This is a genomic window from Streptomyces endocoffeicus (assembly GCF_016741935.1).
Taxonomy (GTDB): domain Bacteria; phylum Actinomycetota; class Actinomycetes; order Streptomycetales; family Streptomycetaceae; genus Streptomyces; species Streptomyces endocoffeicus.
This window is the reverse complement of sequence record NZ_JAERRG010000014.1, coordinates 64,706-78,735: the sequence shown is the minus strand read 5'-3', so window position 1 is coordinate 78,735 and position 14,030 is coordinate 64,706. Positions and strand designations below refer to the sequence as shown.

Annotated in this window: 12 protein-coding genes; 8 read left to right on the top strand and 4 right to left on the bottom strand. The window is 71.6% G+C overall.

The window, feature by feature from the left end:
• The first annotated feature begins 76 nt into the window (after window positions 1-76).
• The 7 genes from JK364_RS30345 (at window position 77) to metK (ending at window position 6,457) form a co-directional block, all read left to right on the top strand.
• A complete protein-coding gene (locus JK364_RS30345) occupies window positions 77-1,186 on the top strand; it encodes a quinone-dependent dihydroorotate dehydrogenase (protein WP_201854694.1) in 1,110 nt (369 codons plus the stop codon).
• Complete coding sequence (pyrF, locus tag JK364_RS30340) at window positions 1,183-2,034, top strand: orotidine-5'-phosphate decarboxylase (protein ID WP_201854545.1); 852 nt, start codon at window positions 1,183-1,185, stop codon at window positions 2,032-2,034. Before JK364_RS30345 ends, pyrF begins: the two co-directional genes overlap by 4 nt.
• A 204-nt stretch (window positions 2,035-2,238) precedes the next feature.
• On the top strand, window positions 2,239-2,562 hold the full coding sequence (locus tag JK364_RS30335) for an integration host factor (protein WP_009713618.1): 324 nt from the start codon (window positions 2,239-2,241) through the stop codon (window positions 2,560-2,562).
• Window positions 2,563-2,612: 50 nt separating this feature from the next.
• Window positions 2,613-3,179 carry a guanylate kinase gene (gene gmk / locus JK364_RS30330; RefSeq protein ID WP_201854544.1) on the top strand — a complete coding sequence of 189 codons (567 nt, stop codon included), beginning with the start codon at window positions 2,613-2,615 and terminating at the stop codon, window positions 3,177-3,179.
• Window positions 3,180-3,237: 58 nt separating this feature from the next.
• A complete protein-coding gene (gene rpoZ / locus JK364_RS30325) occupies window positions 3,238-3,498 on the top strand; it encodes a DNA-directed RNA polymerase subunit omega (protein ID WP_020867048.1) in 261 nt (86 codons plus the stop codon).
• Between the two features lie 160 nt (window positions 3,499-3,658).
• Entirely contained in the window at window positions 3,659-4,867 is a 1,209-nt protein-coding gene (coaBC, locus tag JK364_RS30320) for a bifunctional phosphopantothenoylcysteine decarboxylase/phosphopantothenate--cysteine ligase CoaBC (protein ID WP_201854543.1), read from the top strand.
• A gap of 381 nt (window positions 4,868-5,248) precedes the next feature.
• The gene (gene metK, locus JK364_RS30315) at window positions 5,249-6,457 is read left to right on the top strand and encodes a methionine adenosyltransferase (RefSeq protein ID WP_201854542.1); all 1,209 of its coding nucleotides are present in this window, start codon (window positions 5,249-5,251) and stop codon (window positions 6,455-6,457) included.
• A gap of 69 nt (window positions 6,458-6,526) precedes the next feature.
• On the opposite strand, the gene JK364_RS30310 is transcribed toward metK, so the two are convergent.
• From JK364_RS30310 to JK364_RS30295, 4 genes are all read right to left on the bottom strand, one after another.
• Entirely contained in the window at window positions 6,527-7,396 is an 870-nt protein-coding gene (locus JK364_RS30310; RefSeq protein ID WP_230992728.1) for a hypothetical protein, read from the bottom strand.
• Between the two features lie 237 nt (window positions 7,397-7,633).
• Window positions 7,634-9,553 carry an nSTAND3 domain-containing NTPase gene (locus JK364_RS30305; protein ID WP_201854541.1) on the bottom strand — a complete coding sequence of 640 codons (1,920 nt, stop codon included), beginning with the start codon at window positions 9,551-9,553 and terminating at the stop codon, window positions 7,634-7,636.
• Window positions 9,550-10,305 (bottom strand): toll/interleukin-1 receptor domain-containing protein, encoded by a 756-nt coding sequence (locus JK364_RS30300; protein ID WP_201854540.1) that lies wholly within the window; start codon window positions 10,303-10,305, stop codon window positions 9,550-9,552. The genes JK364_RS30305 and JK364_RS30300 overlap by 4 nt, the downstream gene beginning before the upstream one ends.
• Before the next feature lie 15 nt (window positions 10,306-10,320).
• Window positions 10,321-11,679, bottom strand: a complete 1,359-nt coding sequence (locus JK364_RS30295) for an NsdA family TPR-like regulatory protein (protein WP_504942008.1) — start codon at window positions 11,677-11,679, stop codon at window positions 10,321-10,323.
• A gap of 133 nt (window positions 11,680-11,812) precedes the next feature.
• On the opposite strand from JK364_RS30295, the gene JK364_RS30290 reads away from it, so the two are divergent.
• A complete protein-coding gene (locus JK364_RS30290) occupies window positions 11,813-13,978 on the top strand; it encodes a primosomal protein N' (RefSeq protein ID WP_201854539.1) in 2,166 nt (721 codons plus the stop codon).
• Window positions 13,979-14,030: the final 52 nt, after the last annotated feature.

Below are 14,030 nucleotides of genomic sequence, written 5' to 3'. Positions count from 1 at the left end.
ACCGGCCGGTGTCCCCCTCTTCATGAGCCCACCGCTCGTCATGCCCACGTCCTCGCTCTTCGGCAGAAAGCCCTCCATGTACGCGCTCCTCTTCAACCTGATCTTCCGGCGCATGGACCCGGAGAAGGCCCATCACCTGGCCTTCTCCTGGATCCGCCGGGCCGCCCGCATCCCCGTCCTGCGGACCTTCGCCGCCGCCGTCCTCGCCCCCCGCCACCCGGCGCTGCGCACCGAGGCGCTGGGCCTGCGGATGCACGGGCCCTTCGGGCTGGCCGCCGGATTCGACAAGAACGCCGCCGGGATCGACGGCATGGCCATGCTGGGCTTCGACCATGTCGAGATCGGCACGGTCACCGCCCAGCCGCAGCCCGGCAACCCCAAGCGGCGGCTCTTCCGGCTGGTCGCCGACCGCGCCCTGATCAACCGGATGGGCTTCAACAACGAGGGCTCGGCGGCGGTCGCGGCCCGCCTCGCGGCCCGGCGCCCGGCCTTCCGCACGACGGTCGGCGTCAACATCGGCAAGACGAAGGTCGTCCCGGAGGCGGAGGCCGTCGCCGACTATGTGACGTCCACCGAGCGGCTCGCCGCCCACGCCGACTACCTCGTCGTCAACGTCTCCTCGCCCAACACCCCCGGACTGCGGAATCTCCAGGCCGTGGACCACCTGCGGCCGCTGCTGACCGCGGTCCGCGAGGCCGCGGACCGCACGGTCACCGGCCGCAGGGTGCCACTTCTGGTCAAAATCGCGCCGGATCTCGCCGACGAGGACGTGGACGCGGTCGCCGATCTGGCGGTCGAGCTCGGCCTGGACGGCATCATCGCCACGAACACCACCATCGCGCGCGACGGCCTCGGCCTCACCTCCCCCGCCCGGCTCACGGCCGAGACCGGCGGCCTGTCCGGCGCCCCCCTGAAGGCGCGCTCCCTGGCGGTGCTGCGCCGCCTGTACGCCCGGGTGGGGGACCGGCTGACCCTGGTCGGGGTCGGCGGGATCGAGACCGCGGACGACGTCTGGGAGCGCATCCTCGCGGGGGCGACGCTGGTACAGGGCTACAGCGCGTTCATCTACCGCGGGCCGTTCTGGTGCCGCGAGATCCACCGCGGCCTTGCCGCCCGCCTGGCCGCGAGCCCGTACGCCACCCTCGCCGAGGCCGTCGGCGCGGCCGCCCACAAGGAGAACGCATGACGACCCCCTTCGGCACCCGGCTACGGGCCGCCATGGACGCCCGCGGCCCGCTCTGCGTCGGCATCGACCCGCACGCCTCCCTGCTCGCCGACTGGGGCCTGGGGGACGACGTGGCCGGTCTGGAGCGGTTCACCCGGACCGTCGTGGACGCCCTCGCCGAGCGGGTGGCCGTCCTCAAGCCGCAGTCGGCCTTCTTCGAGCGGTTCGGCTCCCGCGGCATCGCGGTGCTGGAGCGGGCCGTCGCCGACGCCCGCGCCGCCGGGGCGCTGGTGCTGATGGACGCCAAGCGCGGCGACATCGGCTCGACCATGGCCGCGTACGCCTCCGCCTATCTGGATCCGGCCGGCCCGCTCTTCTCGGACGCGGTCACCGTCAGCCCCTACCTGGGCTTCGGCTCGCTGCGCCCGGCGCTGGACGCGGCGCGGGCGGCGGGGGCGGGCGTCTTCGCGCTGGCGCTGACGTCCAACCCGGAGGGCGCCGAGGTGCAGCACGCGGTACGGCCCGACGGGACGACCGTGGCGGCCACCGTGCTGGCCGCGCTCAAGGCCGAGAACGCCGCCGAGGCCGCCGAGGGCCGCCTCGGCTCGTACGGGGCCGTCGTCGGGGCCACGCTCGGCGGCACCGCGCACCGGCTGGGCGCCGATCTGGCGATCGACGGGCCGTTGCTGGCCCCCGGCATCGGGGCCCAGGGCGCGACCCCCGCCGATCTTCCGGCGGTCTTCGGCGCGGCGGTGCGAAATGTCGTGCCGAGCGTCAGCCGGGGGGTGCTCCGGCACGGTCCGGACGCCGCGTCGCTGGTCGCGGCGGCCTCCCGAATGGCTGATGAAGTGCGTGCCGTGGCCGAATAACCCGGCTACTTTGTCCGTAAATGTCCGAGTCGAGCGAGTCTGACCAGGACTTTTCGTCTGTTCTCGCTGACTGGAGCGGGATCGGCCGCTAGTCTCCGACGAGAGCGAACGCGCTGCTGCGTTGCGCGTTGCTCCCCAGGTGAGGGGCGACTAGGTTCCTCACCGGTCCATATCCGACAGTTCGACATCCGAGGTGACGTAGGCGTGGCTCTTCCGCCCCTTACCCCTGAACAGCGCGCAGCCGCGCTAGAAAAGGCCGCCGCGGCTCGCCGGGAGCGCGCCGAGGTCAAGAATCGACTCAAGCACTCCGGCGCCTCCCTGCACGAGGTCATCAAGCAGGGCCAGGAGAACGACGTCATCGGCAAGATGAAGGTGTCCGCTCTCCTCGAGTCCCTGCCCGGCGTCGGCAAGGTCCGCGCCAAGCAGATCATGGAGCGGCTCGGCATCTCCGAGAGCCGTCGTGTGCGGGGTCTGGGCTCAAACCAGATCGCGTCGCTCGAGCGTGAGTTCGGCGGCGCCGCCGGCTGACCCCCGGCCCGGCGTTTCCAGGCACTCCCGGGAACCTGGATAATCGCTTCATGGCAGCACACTCCGCACGACCGCGATTGACCGTGCTCTCCGGCCCCTCCGGGGTCGGCAAGAGCACGGTCGTCGCCCATATGCGCAAGGAACTCCCCGAGGTCTGGCTCTCGGTGTCCGCCACGACCCGGCGACCGCGCCCCGGGGAGCGGGACGGCGTCCACTACTTCTTCGTGGACGACGGGGAGTTCGACAAGCTCATAGCCAATGGTGAGCTGCTGGAGTGGGCCGAATTCGCGGGCAACCGCTACGGCACCCCGCGCGAGGCGGTCATGGACCGCCTCGGCGCGGGCGAGCCGGTGCTGCTGGAGATCGATCTGCAGGGCGCACGGCAGATCCGCGAGTCCATGCCGGAGGCGCAGCTGGTCTTCCTCGCTCCACCGAGCTGGGAGGAGCTGGTGCGCCGGCTCACCGGCCGGGGCACCGAGGCGCCCGAGGTGATCGAGCGGCGGCTGGCGGCCGCGCGGACCGAGCTGGCCGCCGAGTCAGAGTTCGATACGACCTTGGTCAATACCTCCGTCGAGGACGTGGCCAATGAGCTGCTAGCCTTGATGCGAGTGGCTTGATCTTCGATTCACTCTTGCCATCAGGCGAAATAAGGAAGGCTAGAGAGTGTCCTCTCCCATGACCGCGCCCGAGGGGATCATCAACCCTCCGATTGATGAGCTGCTCGAGGCCACCGACTCCAAGTACAGCCTGGTGATCTACGCTGCCAAGCGCGCGCGTCAGATCAACGCGTACTACTCCCAGCTCGGTGAGGGCCTGCTCGAGTACGTCGGCCCCCTCGTGGACACCCACGTCCACGAGAAGCCCCTCTCGATCGCGCTCCGTGAGATCAACGCGGGCCTGCTGACCTCCGAGGCCATCGAGGGCCCCGCTCAGTAGGTTTCGAATCGCTTGAGCCACCGGCCCGGCAGTGATGCCGGGCCCGTGGTGTGTCATGGGTACGTGAGCCGACCCGGCGTACCGTGACTGGACGCAACGCCCGATGCGGCATACGACGTACCTGGCGGCATACGACGTACCTGGTGGGGAGAGCCGAGCGATGGACAAGCCCGAGGTGGTCCTGGGCGTCAGTGGCGGGATCGCCGCCTACAAGGCGTGTGAGCTGCTGCGCCGCCTCACCGAGTCCGGCCATGACGTACGCGTCGTGCCGACCGCCTCGGCGCTGCACTTCGTCGGCGAGGCGACCTGGTCGGCGCTGTCCGGGCATCCGGCGGCGACCGAGGTCTGGGAGTCCGTCCACGAGGTGCCCCACGTCCGCATCGGCCAGTCCGCCGATCTGGTCGTGATCGCCCCCGCCACCGCCGATCTGCTCGCCAAGGCCGCCCATGGCCTGGCGGACGACCTGCTCACCAATACGCTGCTCACCGCGCGCTGTCCGGTCGTCTTCGCGCCCGCGATGCACACCGAGATGTGGGAGCACCCCGCCACCCAGGAGAACGTGGCGACGCTGCGCCGCCGCGGCGCCATCGTCATCGAACCCGCCGTGGGGCGGCTCACCGGGGTGGACACCGGCAAGGGACGCCTGCCGGACCCCGGGGAGATCTTCGAGGTCTGCCGCCGGGTGCTGGCCCGCGGCACCGAGGCGCTCACCGCCGATCTGGCCGGCCGCCATGTCGTGGTCAGCGCCGGAGGTACCCGCGAGCCACTGGACCCGGTGCGCTTCCTCGGCAACCGCTCCACCGGCCGCCAGGGGTACGCCCTGGCCCGTGCCGCCATCGCCCGGGGCGCGCGGGTGACGCTCGTTTCGGCCAACAGCGAGCTGCCCGACCCGGCCGGCGCCGATGTGGTGCGCGTGGGCACCGCGGCACAGCTGCGGGAGGCCGTCCTCAAGGCCGCCGCGGACGCCGACGCCGTGGTCATGGCCGCCGCCGTCGCCGATTTCCGCCCCGCGCGGTACGCCGAGGGGAAGATCAAGAAGCGCGAGGGCCAGGAGCCCGAGCCGCTCACCCTGGTACGGAATCCGGACATCCTCGCCGAGATCTCCGCGGAGCGCGCCCGCCCCGGCCAGATCGTGGTCGGCTTCGCCGCCGAGACCGACGACGTGCTCGCGAACGGCCGCGCGAAGCTGGTCCGCAAGGGCTGCGATCTGCTGGTGGTGAACGAGGTCGGGGAGCACAAGACCTTCGGCGCCGAGACCAACGAGGCCGTGGTGCTCGGCGCCGACGGCACCGAGACGCCCGTGCCGTACGGCCCCAAGGGCGCGCTCGCCGACACCGTCTGGGACCTGGTGGCCGGCCGCCTGGGCTGAGCGCGGACCCGGGGCTCGCCGGGTCCCGTCCGGCAGGGCCCGCCGGGCGATCCCGGCAGGGCCCGCCGGGCGATCCCGGCAGGGCCCGCCGGGCAATCCCGACAGGCTCGACAGGCAATCCCGACAGGCGATTCCGACGGGCTCGACGGGGCCAGGACACGGCCGATCGGGCTCATGACACATTCCCGCCACGGCGGGGTGGGGCTGTATTTCGGCTTGAGGCAAGGTATGTTCCCGGTCACGGGCCTGCCCGTTCTGTGGGACGGGGATGCTTGACCGGTGGACGTGCCGGATAAACTGGCCCAGGAACCGCATCGGGCGCAGCCCCCGCGCGGTCCCGACCATGATCAGCCAGCAGCCGCTGCAACCCCAGGGAGCGATGTGTCCCGCCGCCTGTTCACCTCGGAATCTGTGACCGAGGGTCACCCCGACAAGATCGCTGACCAGATCAGCGACACCATTCTCGACGCCCTTCTGCGGGAGGACCCGCACTCCCGGGTCGCGGTCGAGACTTTGATCACCACCGGCCTGGTGCATGTGGCCGGCGAGGTGACGACCAAGGCGTACGCCCCGATCGCGGCGCTCGTGCGGAACAAGATCCTCGACATCGGCTACGACTCGTCGAAGAAGGGCTTCGACGGCGCCTCCTGCGGCGTCTCGGTGTCGATCGGCTCACAGTCCCCGGACATCGCCCAGGGCGTGGACTCCGCCTACGAGCTCCGGGTCGAGGGTGACGAGGACGAGCTGGACAAGCAGGGCGCGGGCGACCAGGGCCTGATGTTCGGGTACGCCTGCGACGAGACGCCCGAGCTGATGCCGCTGCCGATCAACCTGGCGCACCGGCTCTCCCGCCGGCTGTCCGACGTCCGCAAGAACGGGACCATCCCCTACCTGCGCCCCGACGGCAAGACCCAGGTCACCATCGAGTACGACGGCCACAAGGCCGTCCGCCTGGACACCGTCGTCGTCTCCTCGCAGCACGCCTCCGACATCGACCTGGACTCGCTGCTGGCACCCGACATCCGGGAATTCGTGGTCGAGCACGTGCTGAACGAGCTGGTCGAGGACGGCATCAAGCTCGACACCGAGGGCTACCGCCTGCTGGTGAACCCGACCGGCCGCTTCGAGATCGGCGGCCCGATGGGCGACGCCGGCCTCACCGGCCGCAAGATCATCATCGACACCTACGGCGGCATGTCCCGCCACGGCGGCGGCGCCTTCTCCGGCAAGGACCCCTCCAAGGTCGACCGCTCCGCCGCCTACGCCATGCGCTGGGTCGCCAAGAACGTGGTGGCCGCCGGCCTCGCCCAGCGCTGCGAGGTGCAGGTCGCGTACGCCATCGGCAAGGCCGAGCCGGTCGGCCTCTTCGTCGAGACCTTCGGCACGGCGGCGGTCGACGCCGAGAAGATCGAGAAGGCCATCTCCGAGGTCTTCGACCTCCGCCCGGCCGCGATCATCCGCGACCTCGACCTGCTCCGCCCGATCTACGCCCAGACCGCGGCGTACGGCCACTTCGGCCGTGAGCACTCCGACTTCACCTGGGAGCGCACCGACCGCGTAGACGCCCTCCGCGCGGCGGCGGGTCTGTAGGCCCCGGCTCGATTCACGGACCCCGACGAAGGCCCGGACGCCCTGCGGCGTCCGGGCCTTCGCCCCGTATCAGGCGGCCTTGTCGTTGTCGTCGGGGTCCGGGCCCCACTCCGGGTCGGGCGGCGGTGGCGGCGCGTCGAAGCGCTGCTTGACCTCCTCCGCGACGTTCTCGAGGCCTTGCGCACGCAACGCGTCCGCGACCCTCCGCGCGAACGCGGCCCGGGCGTCGGAGTCCTCTTCCAGACCCAGTCGGTCCATCAGCCGTTCCAGCAGGTCAGTAGTGGTTGCTTCGTCGTACGCGGGCGTGGCCCGGAAGGGGCCGTCCGAGAAGAGGTCGCCGAGCGAAGGCTCGGCGTCGCCCCGCTGCGGCTCCTGCTCGGGCGGGAAGCCGCGTATCAGGTGCTGGAACCGCTCGGGGAGCTCCGTGTTGTTGGCCGCCGACGACAGCTGCGCGAGCGGCCCGATGAGGTCGACTGCCTTCTCGACATGATCGTCGTTCTTCGCCATCCACCAGACCACGGCGCTGCCCGTGTCCTTGAACACATCGTCGCCGAGGTACGCGCGTTTGTTGCGCTCGTAATTGCGCTCGTGTTCCCAGACGTCCTCGTCCTTGCGTACGGTCGACAGCTTGTGCAGCCGTGCCAGGTCCGCCTCGGTGAGCCGGAGCGTGACGTCCTCGGCCAGGGCCTTCACCCGTCCCGTCGGATCCGTCGTCATGGTGCCGAGCGCACCGTTCAGCTGATGCTGGGCGAGTGAACTCCGATGCGGTGGCTGGGTGGCGGTGATGCGCCGGGCCCGGTCGAGGACCGCGTCGACCGCAAGCGCTCCCGGATTGATGTACGGGGCGTCGCCCGAGGCGTCTCCCGGGCACCACCGGACCGTGGCGGAGAAGAGGAAGTCGTAGTCCGGGATGGAACTGGGCAGTGCGACATCGCTCACCACCCGCTCCCAGCGCTCCGGCTCGGGGATTCGGCAGATCCGGCTCCAGCATGTGGCTCGGCGGAATCGGCCCCGAAGGCCGCGACGTCGCCCTCAGAGCGAAGGCCACGCCGGTCAGCAGCAGTGCTGCCACGAGGGGCCAGACCCAGCGAGGCCAGTCCACCAGTAGGCCGACGATGGTCAGGATCATTCCGCAGATGACGGTCAGGAAGCCTGCCATGGTCTTGTGGCCGGAGCTCATGGGGCGGCCTCCTGCGGCTGGACGCCCTGCGCGACGTCGATCATCCATGCGAACCGTCCGGCGAGCTCGCCGCGCTCCACGGGAGCCGCCGCGGCCCAGTCGCGGGAGAGCACGTACATCCGGTTGAACGCCTCGACGCGTCGCTCGCAGCCGTCCAGAAGCAGACCCAGCAGCGCCTCATGGTGCGTGACCGTCGCGTTCGCGGCGTCCAGCCAGCGCACCACCGGCCGCTTCCACTCCTCGGGCGGCCGTGTGCGCAGCACCTCCGCCCAGCCGCGGGCAAGCCCGTTCCGAATCGCTGGGCTGACGTAGAGCGAGCGGGTGCGGGACGCGGTCTCGGCCAGTGCGAGGAAGATGTCCGTGTCCGTGGCCCACTGGGCCGGATCGACGCGGTCGAGCAGTAGCCGGAAGAGGCGGCCGTCGCCGCGGGCGAGGGCGAGCAGGGCGTCCAGCGCCGGACGACGCCCGTCCCCGCCTTCCCGTCGGGCGAGGTGGCGCAGCCGGACCAGGGCCTGGTCGGGATGGCGTACCGACATGACCTCGGCGCAGACCGGGACGAGGGCGTTCCTGAGCCCCCTCGACAGATTTGCCGTCGCCCAATCGTAGATCTTCTGGCGGGTGGCACGGCCGTGCCGGTCGTCCAGCAGCCCCGCGGCAAGGGCTTGGGCCGCATCCGGCACAAACCGCTCGGAGGACTCCGGCGCGGTCCACTCCTCAGCCAGCGACCAGAGGTCCTCGGGGTGGCCCGTGCGCAGCGACTGTTCGGCGAAGTGGCTGACGAGAGCGTCGCGCATGTCCGGGGCGAGCCAGTCGGCACACGTCCGTACCCAGGTACGGAACCCGGTCCGCAGATCGGGGTAGTACGTCCAGAAGTGGGCGCGGACGGCGGGGTCGTACGCCCACTCCTCAAACCGGACGTGTCCGTCCGCACCGGTCCGCGCCTTGATGGCCTCGAACTGCTGGCTCAGATCCGGATGGTTCAGCCGTGGTTCCTCCAGTTCGGGATGGTCGATGGCCTTCAGCAGCTCGGTGGCGGCGCGGTGGACGGTCTCGGGGGTAGAGCCGTGGAACATGGCCAGGGAGAGCAGCAGCGCCCGCGGGCGTCCGTCGTTCAGGCCCGCCACGAACTTCCCCACCTCCCCGTTCCGGTCGTCGAGCGCCCCCAGGGCCCGTTTCCTCCATTGGGGGAAGCCGTCTCCCGGATCTCCCTCGTCCCGGGCGCGCCGGATGAGGTCCGAGAGCCGGGCGACGTCGCCCGCGCGAGCGCTCTCCAGGTACCGTGCCAGGTCCGGGGCGGCCAACTGGTCGAGAGATGGGCGGATGTCATCGACCCGCAGATGCCGCATGAGCATCTCGTCTGTCTTCGGCCGTTTGATCTCCGCGGTGATGGGGAGCAGCTCGGCCTCGTGGCGGATGGACGGCTGGGGCAGAACGACGGTGAGCCACGCCGCGCGCTGCCGCACCACGGACCGTAATCCGGATAACTCGGGCCAGACCGCTTCGTGGCGCTCGCTCGCGCCCGACAGGTCGAGCAGGATGCGATCGCACTTCCCCACGGCTCTGGCGTCCAAGAATGGCTGCTCGTCCTGCATGTCCAGCTCGCGTGGTGGCCCGCTGTTGTCACTCAACTCGTGTAGCAGCATCATGGCCGCGCTGCGCCGGCCGCTGCCGGGTGGCCCGGATATCAGGACGGTGCTGTGGCGGCTCAGCAGATCGCGTGCCCGGCCGATCCCTGGCGGTGGGACGAAGCACTGGGAGAGCCGGTCCAGCGTGTCCTGGGCCAGGGTCCGTGGATCCTTCCCCTGGACCCGTAGCCGTGATGCCGCCTCGAAGTAGTAATTGTTGTACTGCGGTCCGGGCCCCGTGGCCGTGGGGCCGTGAGCGGCGCCGACATGTGTGGTGGGGCCCTCTCTCATCGCTCGTCCTCATTTTCGTCCTGGCGCTTCGCCGGACCGAAATGGACCCCGCCGTGGTTGTCCCGAGCGATGTAATTGGTGTTCTCGCCCTGAAACTGCGGTGCGTGCTGCGGACCGTTACCAGTGTGCAGCGGACCGTGGGAGTCCTGGATGAACGTGCCGAGCGGTCCGTTCAGGGTGTTGATGCCGCCGCTCTGCCCGGTGTTGTGGACGCCTCCGGTCGGCTGGTTCGTGGCGTCCGTGTCCTTGCGGGCGGGCGGCTTCCGGTCGAGGGCGGCCAGCGTCGGTACCTGGCGTACGAGGCGGTCACCCAATCGTTTGATGTCGGTGTCGGGGCTCCGTAGCGAGAACCGCTCGTACTGGCACTCGGCCAGCGCGGTCAGTGACTTCGGCAGGCGGCGCGGCTCCAACTGCTCCATGCCTCGGCCCAGCAGAACGGGAACGACCAGCACGCCGTGGGCGAACGCCTCCTCGATCTCCTGGCGTACCCAGTCCTGCGGATCGTTCAGCGCCCGGCGCCCCGGGCGTTTCCGGTCGGGGGCGTCGAGCCAGGCGTCCCCGATGAGCGCGAGCAGCACGCTACTGCGCCGGACACGGCCGAGCATGGTTTCGCCGTAGTCGGCTCCGGCATCGATGGACTTGGTGGCGCGGAACACGTTCTCGCTTCCGAACCGCGCCGACAGCTTCTCGTCGAAGATGTACGCGACTTCCTTGCCGTCCTTGGTGCGGTAGTTGAGGAACACTTCTTCCACGGTGCCGATGCCTTTCTAGGTTGTTGTGGTGGTCAGAACGGCGGAGAGGTCCGGGCTCAGGGAGCGCACGGAGGGATTGCGCGGGTGACGGCCGAGCACGCGCGCCAGGCGGCGCAGATCGGTGCCGATGGTTGCCGAGTGGACGAGGCCGATGGTGTCGAGGAGGCCGCGTGTCAGCTCGCAGGCGTGGTCGATCTCTCCTGCCGTGGCATGGGCCAGAGCCGTGCGGACGCCGTACCGGGATCGGGAGCGCAGCGCGTGTTGCGGCAGTTTGGCCGTCTCCTGGTCCAGGGTCTCGGCGGCTTGCTGAGGCCGACCCAGCTCGTACAGGCACCAGCCGGTGAACATGGACACCACATCGGTCAGTTGTGAGGTGCCGATCACCGGTGCGTCCTGCTCCCTGGCGTCGAGGGCCAGCAGCTCGCGGGCCTGATCCAGGCTGTGCATACAGCTGGTGTGGTCTCCGGCCACTGCGTGGCTCTGGGCGAGTTTCTGCGCTGCCAGGCCGCGAATGCGGGGTGGCGCGTCGCTGGCCTGCGCGGCCTCGGCCAGTTCGACGGCCTGCCCCACATCTCCCCGGAAGAGGCTGATCAGCGCCCGGCGGACCAGGCCGTACGTGGCCAGACCGCGATCCTCGCCCGCCGTCGCCAGTGCCACCGCCCGGTCCGTCCACCACAGCGCGGCCTCGTCGTTTCCGGACTCCTGTGCCATCCAGCCCGTGTACTCGGCGTACCGGGACGCGAGCACCAGCAGCTCGCGCCGTGCGCGGGCGCCGCAGCGGGAGGCCAGCTGTTCCAGCGAGTGGGTCTGCGCGATCAGCGGCGGCAGCACCGCTCCCGGCCCCGCCGCCTGGCCGAGCTGCCGGAACTGGACGAATAACGCCCTGGAGGCGTCGACCAGGCTCATGCCGCCGGCCTCGGCCGACAGACGAATGCCGTCGACTCCCATCGCGAGGAACGAGGACGCTCCCGCCGCGATGACCTGGCGGCGGTCCATCTGCTGAAAGGAGCTCGACCCGTTTTTGCCCAAGCGCATCAACCACACCTCACCGTCCTGATGGGGATCCGGGACGCCGAGGGCCGCCGGGGCCTGGTTGGGCACCAGGCCGGCCAGCGCGCCTCCCGCCGTCAACTGCGTGTCGCAGAGCCTGGCCAGCTCCGGCGTGGGGCGCTTGAGCCCCCGCTCCACCTTGCTGAGCTGGCCTTTGCTGTAGTGGACCAACTTGCTCAGTTGCTCCAGCGAAAGCTCCGCCGCGAGACGTCGCCTGCGCAGCTCTCGCCCGAACTCGTGCGACTGCTCCAGCACATCGACCTCCGTGACCGTCCACCGGAGCAGCCAGCGGCCGCCGCGTGTCAGATTGCGGCCGGGCAGCACAGTGGAACAAGGCGAAATGGGGGGTTTCCCGTTTCCTCTTGGCAGGCAAGTGCAATCGGCCCGACCTGTCGAGATGGCCGGGCGATGGCCGGACACCGAGTCCATGTCGGTGGCTTCTGGTAGGACTGAAGCTGTGAGCAGGGACAACGAGCGGCCGGGGGATCCGGCGGAGGTGCCGGAGGGGGAGCAGCTCGCGCTCATTCGGGAGACGGTGCGCAAGGCCAAGGTGCCCAAGGCCAAGCCGCGGACCTGGCGGGGGGCGGCGCTGGCCGCGGAGCGGCCGGTGGCTCGGGTGCTGGTCGACAAGGGGCCGGTCCACCTCGACAAGCTGTGGGACTACGCGGTGCCGGCCGAGATGGACGCCGAGGCCCGGCCCGGGGTGCGGGTGCGGGTGCGGTTCGGGGCCGGGGCCGGGAAGGTGCGTGAGGGGCGGCGCGAGGGGGGCGGGCTGCTCGACGGGTACATCATCGAGCGCGTCGCCGAGTCCGACTACCGGGGCCCGCTGGCCGCCCTCGCGCAGGTGGTCTCCACGGAGCAGGTGCTGGGGCCGGGGCTGCTGGCGCTGTGCCGGGCGGTGGCCGACCGGTACGCCGGATCGCTCGCCGATGTGCTCCAGCTGGCCCTGCCCAAGCGCAACGCCCGCGCCGAGGGCGAGCCGTCACCGCCGCCGCTGCCCCCGCCGGAGCCGCCCGCGCCCGGGAGCTGGGCGCGTTATCCGGCCGGGGCCGGGTTCCTGGAGGCGCTGGTGCGCGGGGACCGGCCGCGTGCCGTATGGACCGCGTTGCCCGGGCCGCACTGGCCCCTGGAGTGGGCCACCGCCGTGGCCGCCACGCTCGCGTCCGGGCGCGGGGCGCTCGTCGTCGTGCCGGACGGGCGGACCGCCGAGCGGGTGGACGCCGCGCTCACGGAGGCGCTCGGCGGCCCGGGGCGGCATGTGCTGCTCACCGCCGACCTCGGGCCCGAGGAGCGTTACCGCCGCTGGCTGGCGGTCAGTCGGGGCTCGGTCCGGGCGGTGGTGGGCACCCGGGCGGCGATGTTCGCACCGGTCCGGGACCTCGGGCTGGTGGGGATCTGGGACGACGGGGACCGCAGTCACAGCGACGACCGGCTGCCGCAGCCGCATGCCCGCGATGTGCTGCTGCTGCGCGCCGTCCATGAGAAGACCGGCTTTCTGCTGGGCGACCTCGGCCGCACCGTCGAGGCCGCCCAGCTGGTGGAGAACGGCTGGGCCCGCCCGCTCGAGGCCGACCGCGAGCGGGTCCGGGCGGCGGCTCCGCTGATCCGTACGGTCGACGAGGGCGAGGTGGCCCGGGACGCGGAGGCCCGCGCCGCCCGGCTGCCCACGATCGCCTGGCAGACCGTACGGGAGGCGCTGACCCGCGGCCCGGTGCTGGTGCAGGTGCCGCGCCGGGGCTATGTGCCGAAGCTCGCCTGTGAGCGCTGCCGGGAGCCCGCGCGCTGTGCGCACTGCTCGGGCCCCCTGGAGGCGCGGGACGCGGACCATCTGGTGTGTGGCTGGTGCGGGCGGGACGAGCCCGCCTGGCACTGCCGCGAATGCGGGGGCGTCCGGCTGCGGGCGTCCATCGTCGGGGCCCGGCGCACCGCCGAGGAGCTGGGCCGTGCCTTTCCGTCCGTGCCCGTCCGCACATCGGGCCGTGACCATGTGCTGACGTCCGTCCCCGACCGTCCGGCGCTCGTCGTGAGCACACCGGGCGCCGAACCGGTCGCGGAGGGCGGCTACGCCGCGGCGCTGCTGCTCGACGGCTGGGCCCTGCTCGGCCGCCCCGATCTGCGCGCGGGCGAGGACGCGCTGCGCCACTGGCTGGAGGCGGCCTCACTGGTCCGCGGCCATGGGGAGGAGGGGGACGACGGCCGGGGCGGCACGGTGGTGATCATGGCCGAGCCGACGCTGCGGCCCGTTCAGGCGCTGGTGCGCTGGGACCCGGCCGGTTATGCGGCGCGGGAGCTGGCCGAGCGGTCTGATCTGGGCTTCCCGCCGATCTCCCGGATGGCGGCCGTGACCGGCCCCGCGGAGGCGGTGGCCGAGCTGATCGCCTCGACCCGGCTCCCCGAGGGGGCCGAGACCCTGGGCCCGGTCCCGCTGCCCCCGCCGCCCCCCGGCCGCCCGCGCCGCCCCGGAGACCCGCCCGCGGGCGAGGTCTGGGAGCGCGCCCTGCTACGGGTCCGCCCCGGCCAGGGCAGCGCCCTCGCGGCAGCCCTCAAGGAGGCGAAGGCCCGCCGTCTGGCCCGGGGGGACAGGGACCCCGCGGTGCGGGTGGATCCCCTGGACATCGGGTGAGCCCGGCGGGGGCACCTCCCAGCGGTGGCTGGGGGAGAGCCGAGCCCCTAGA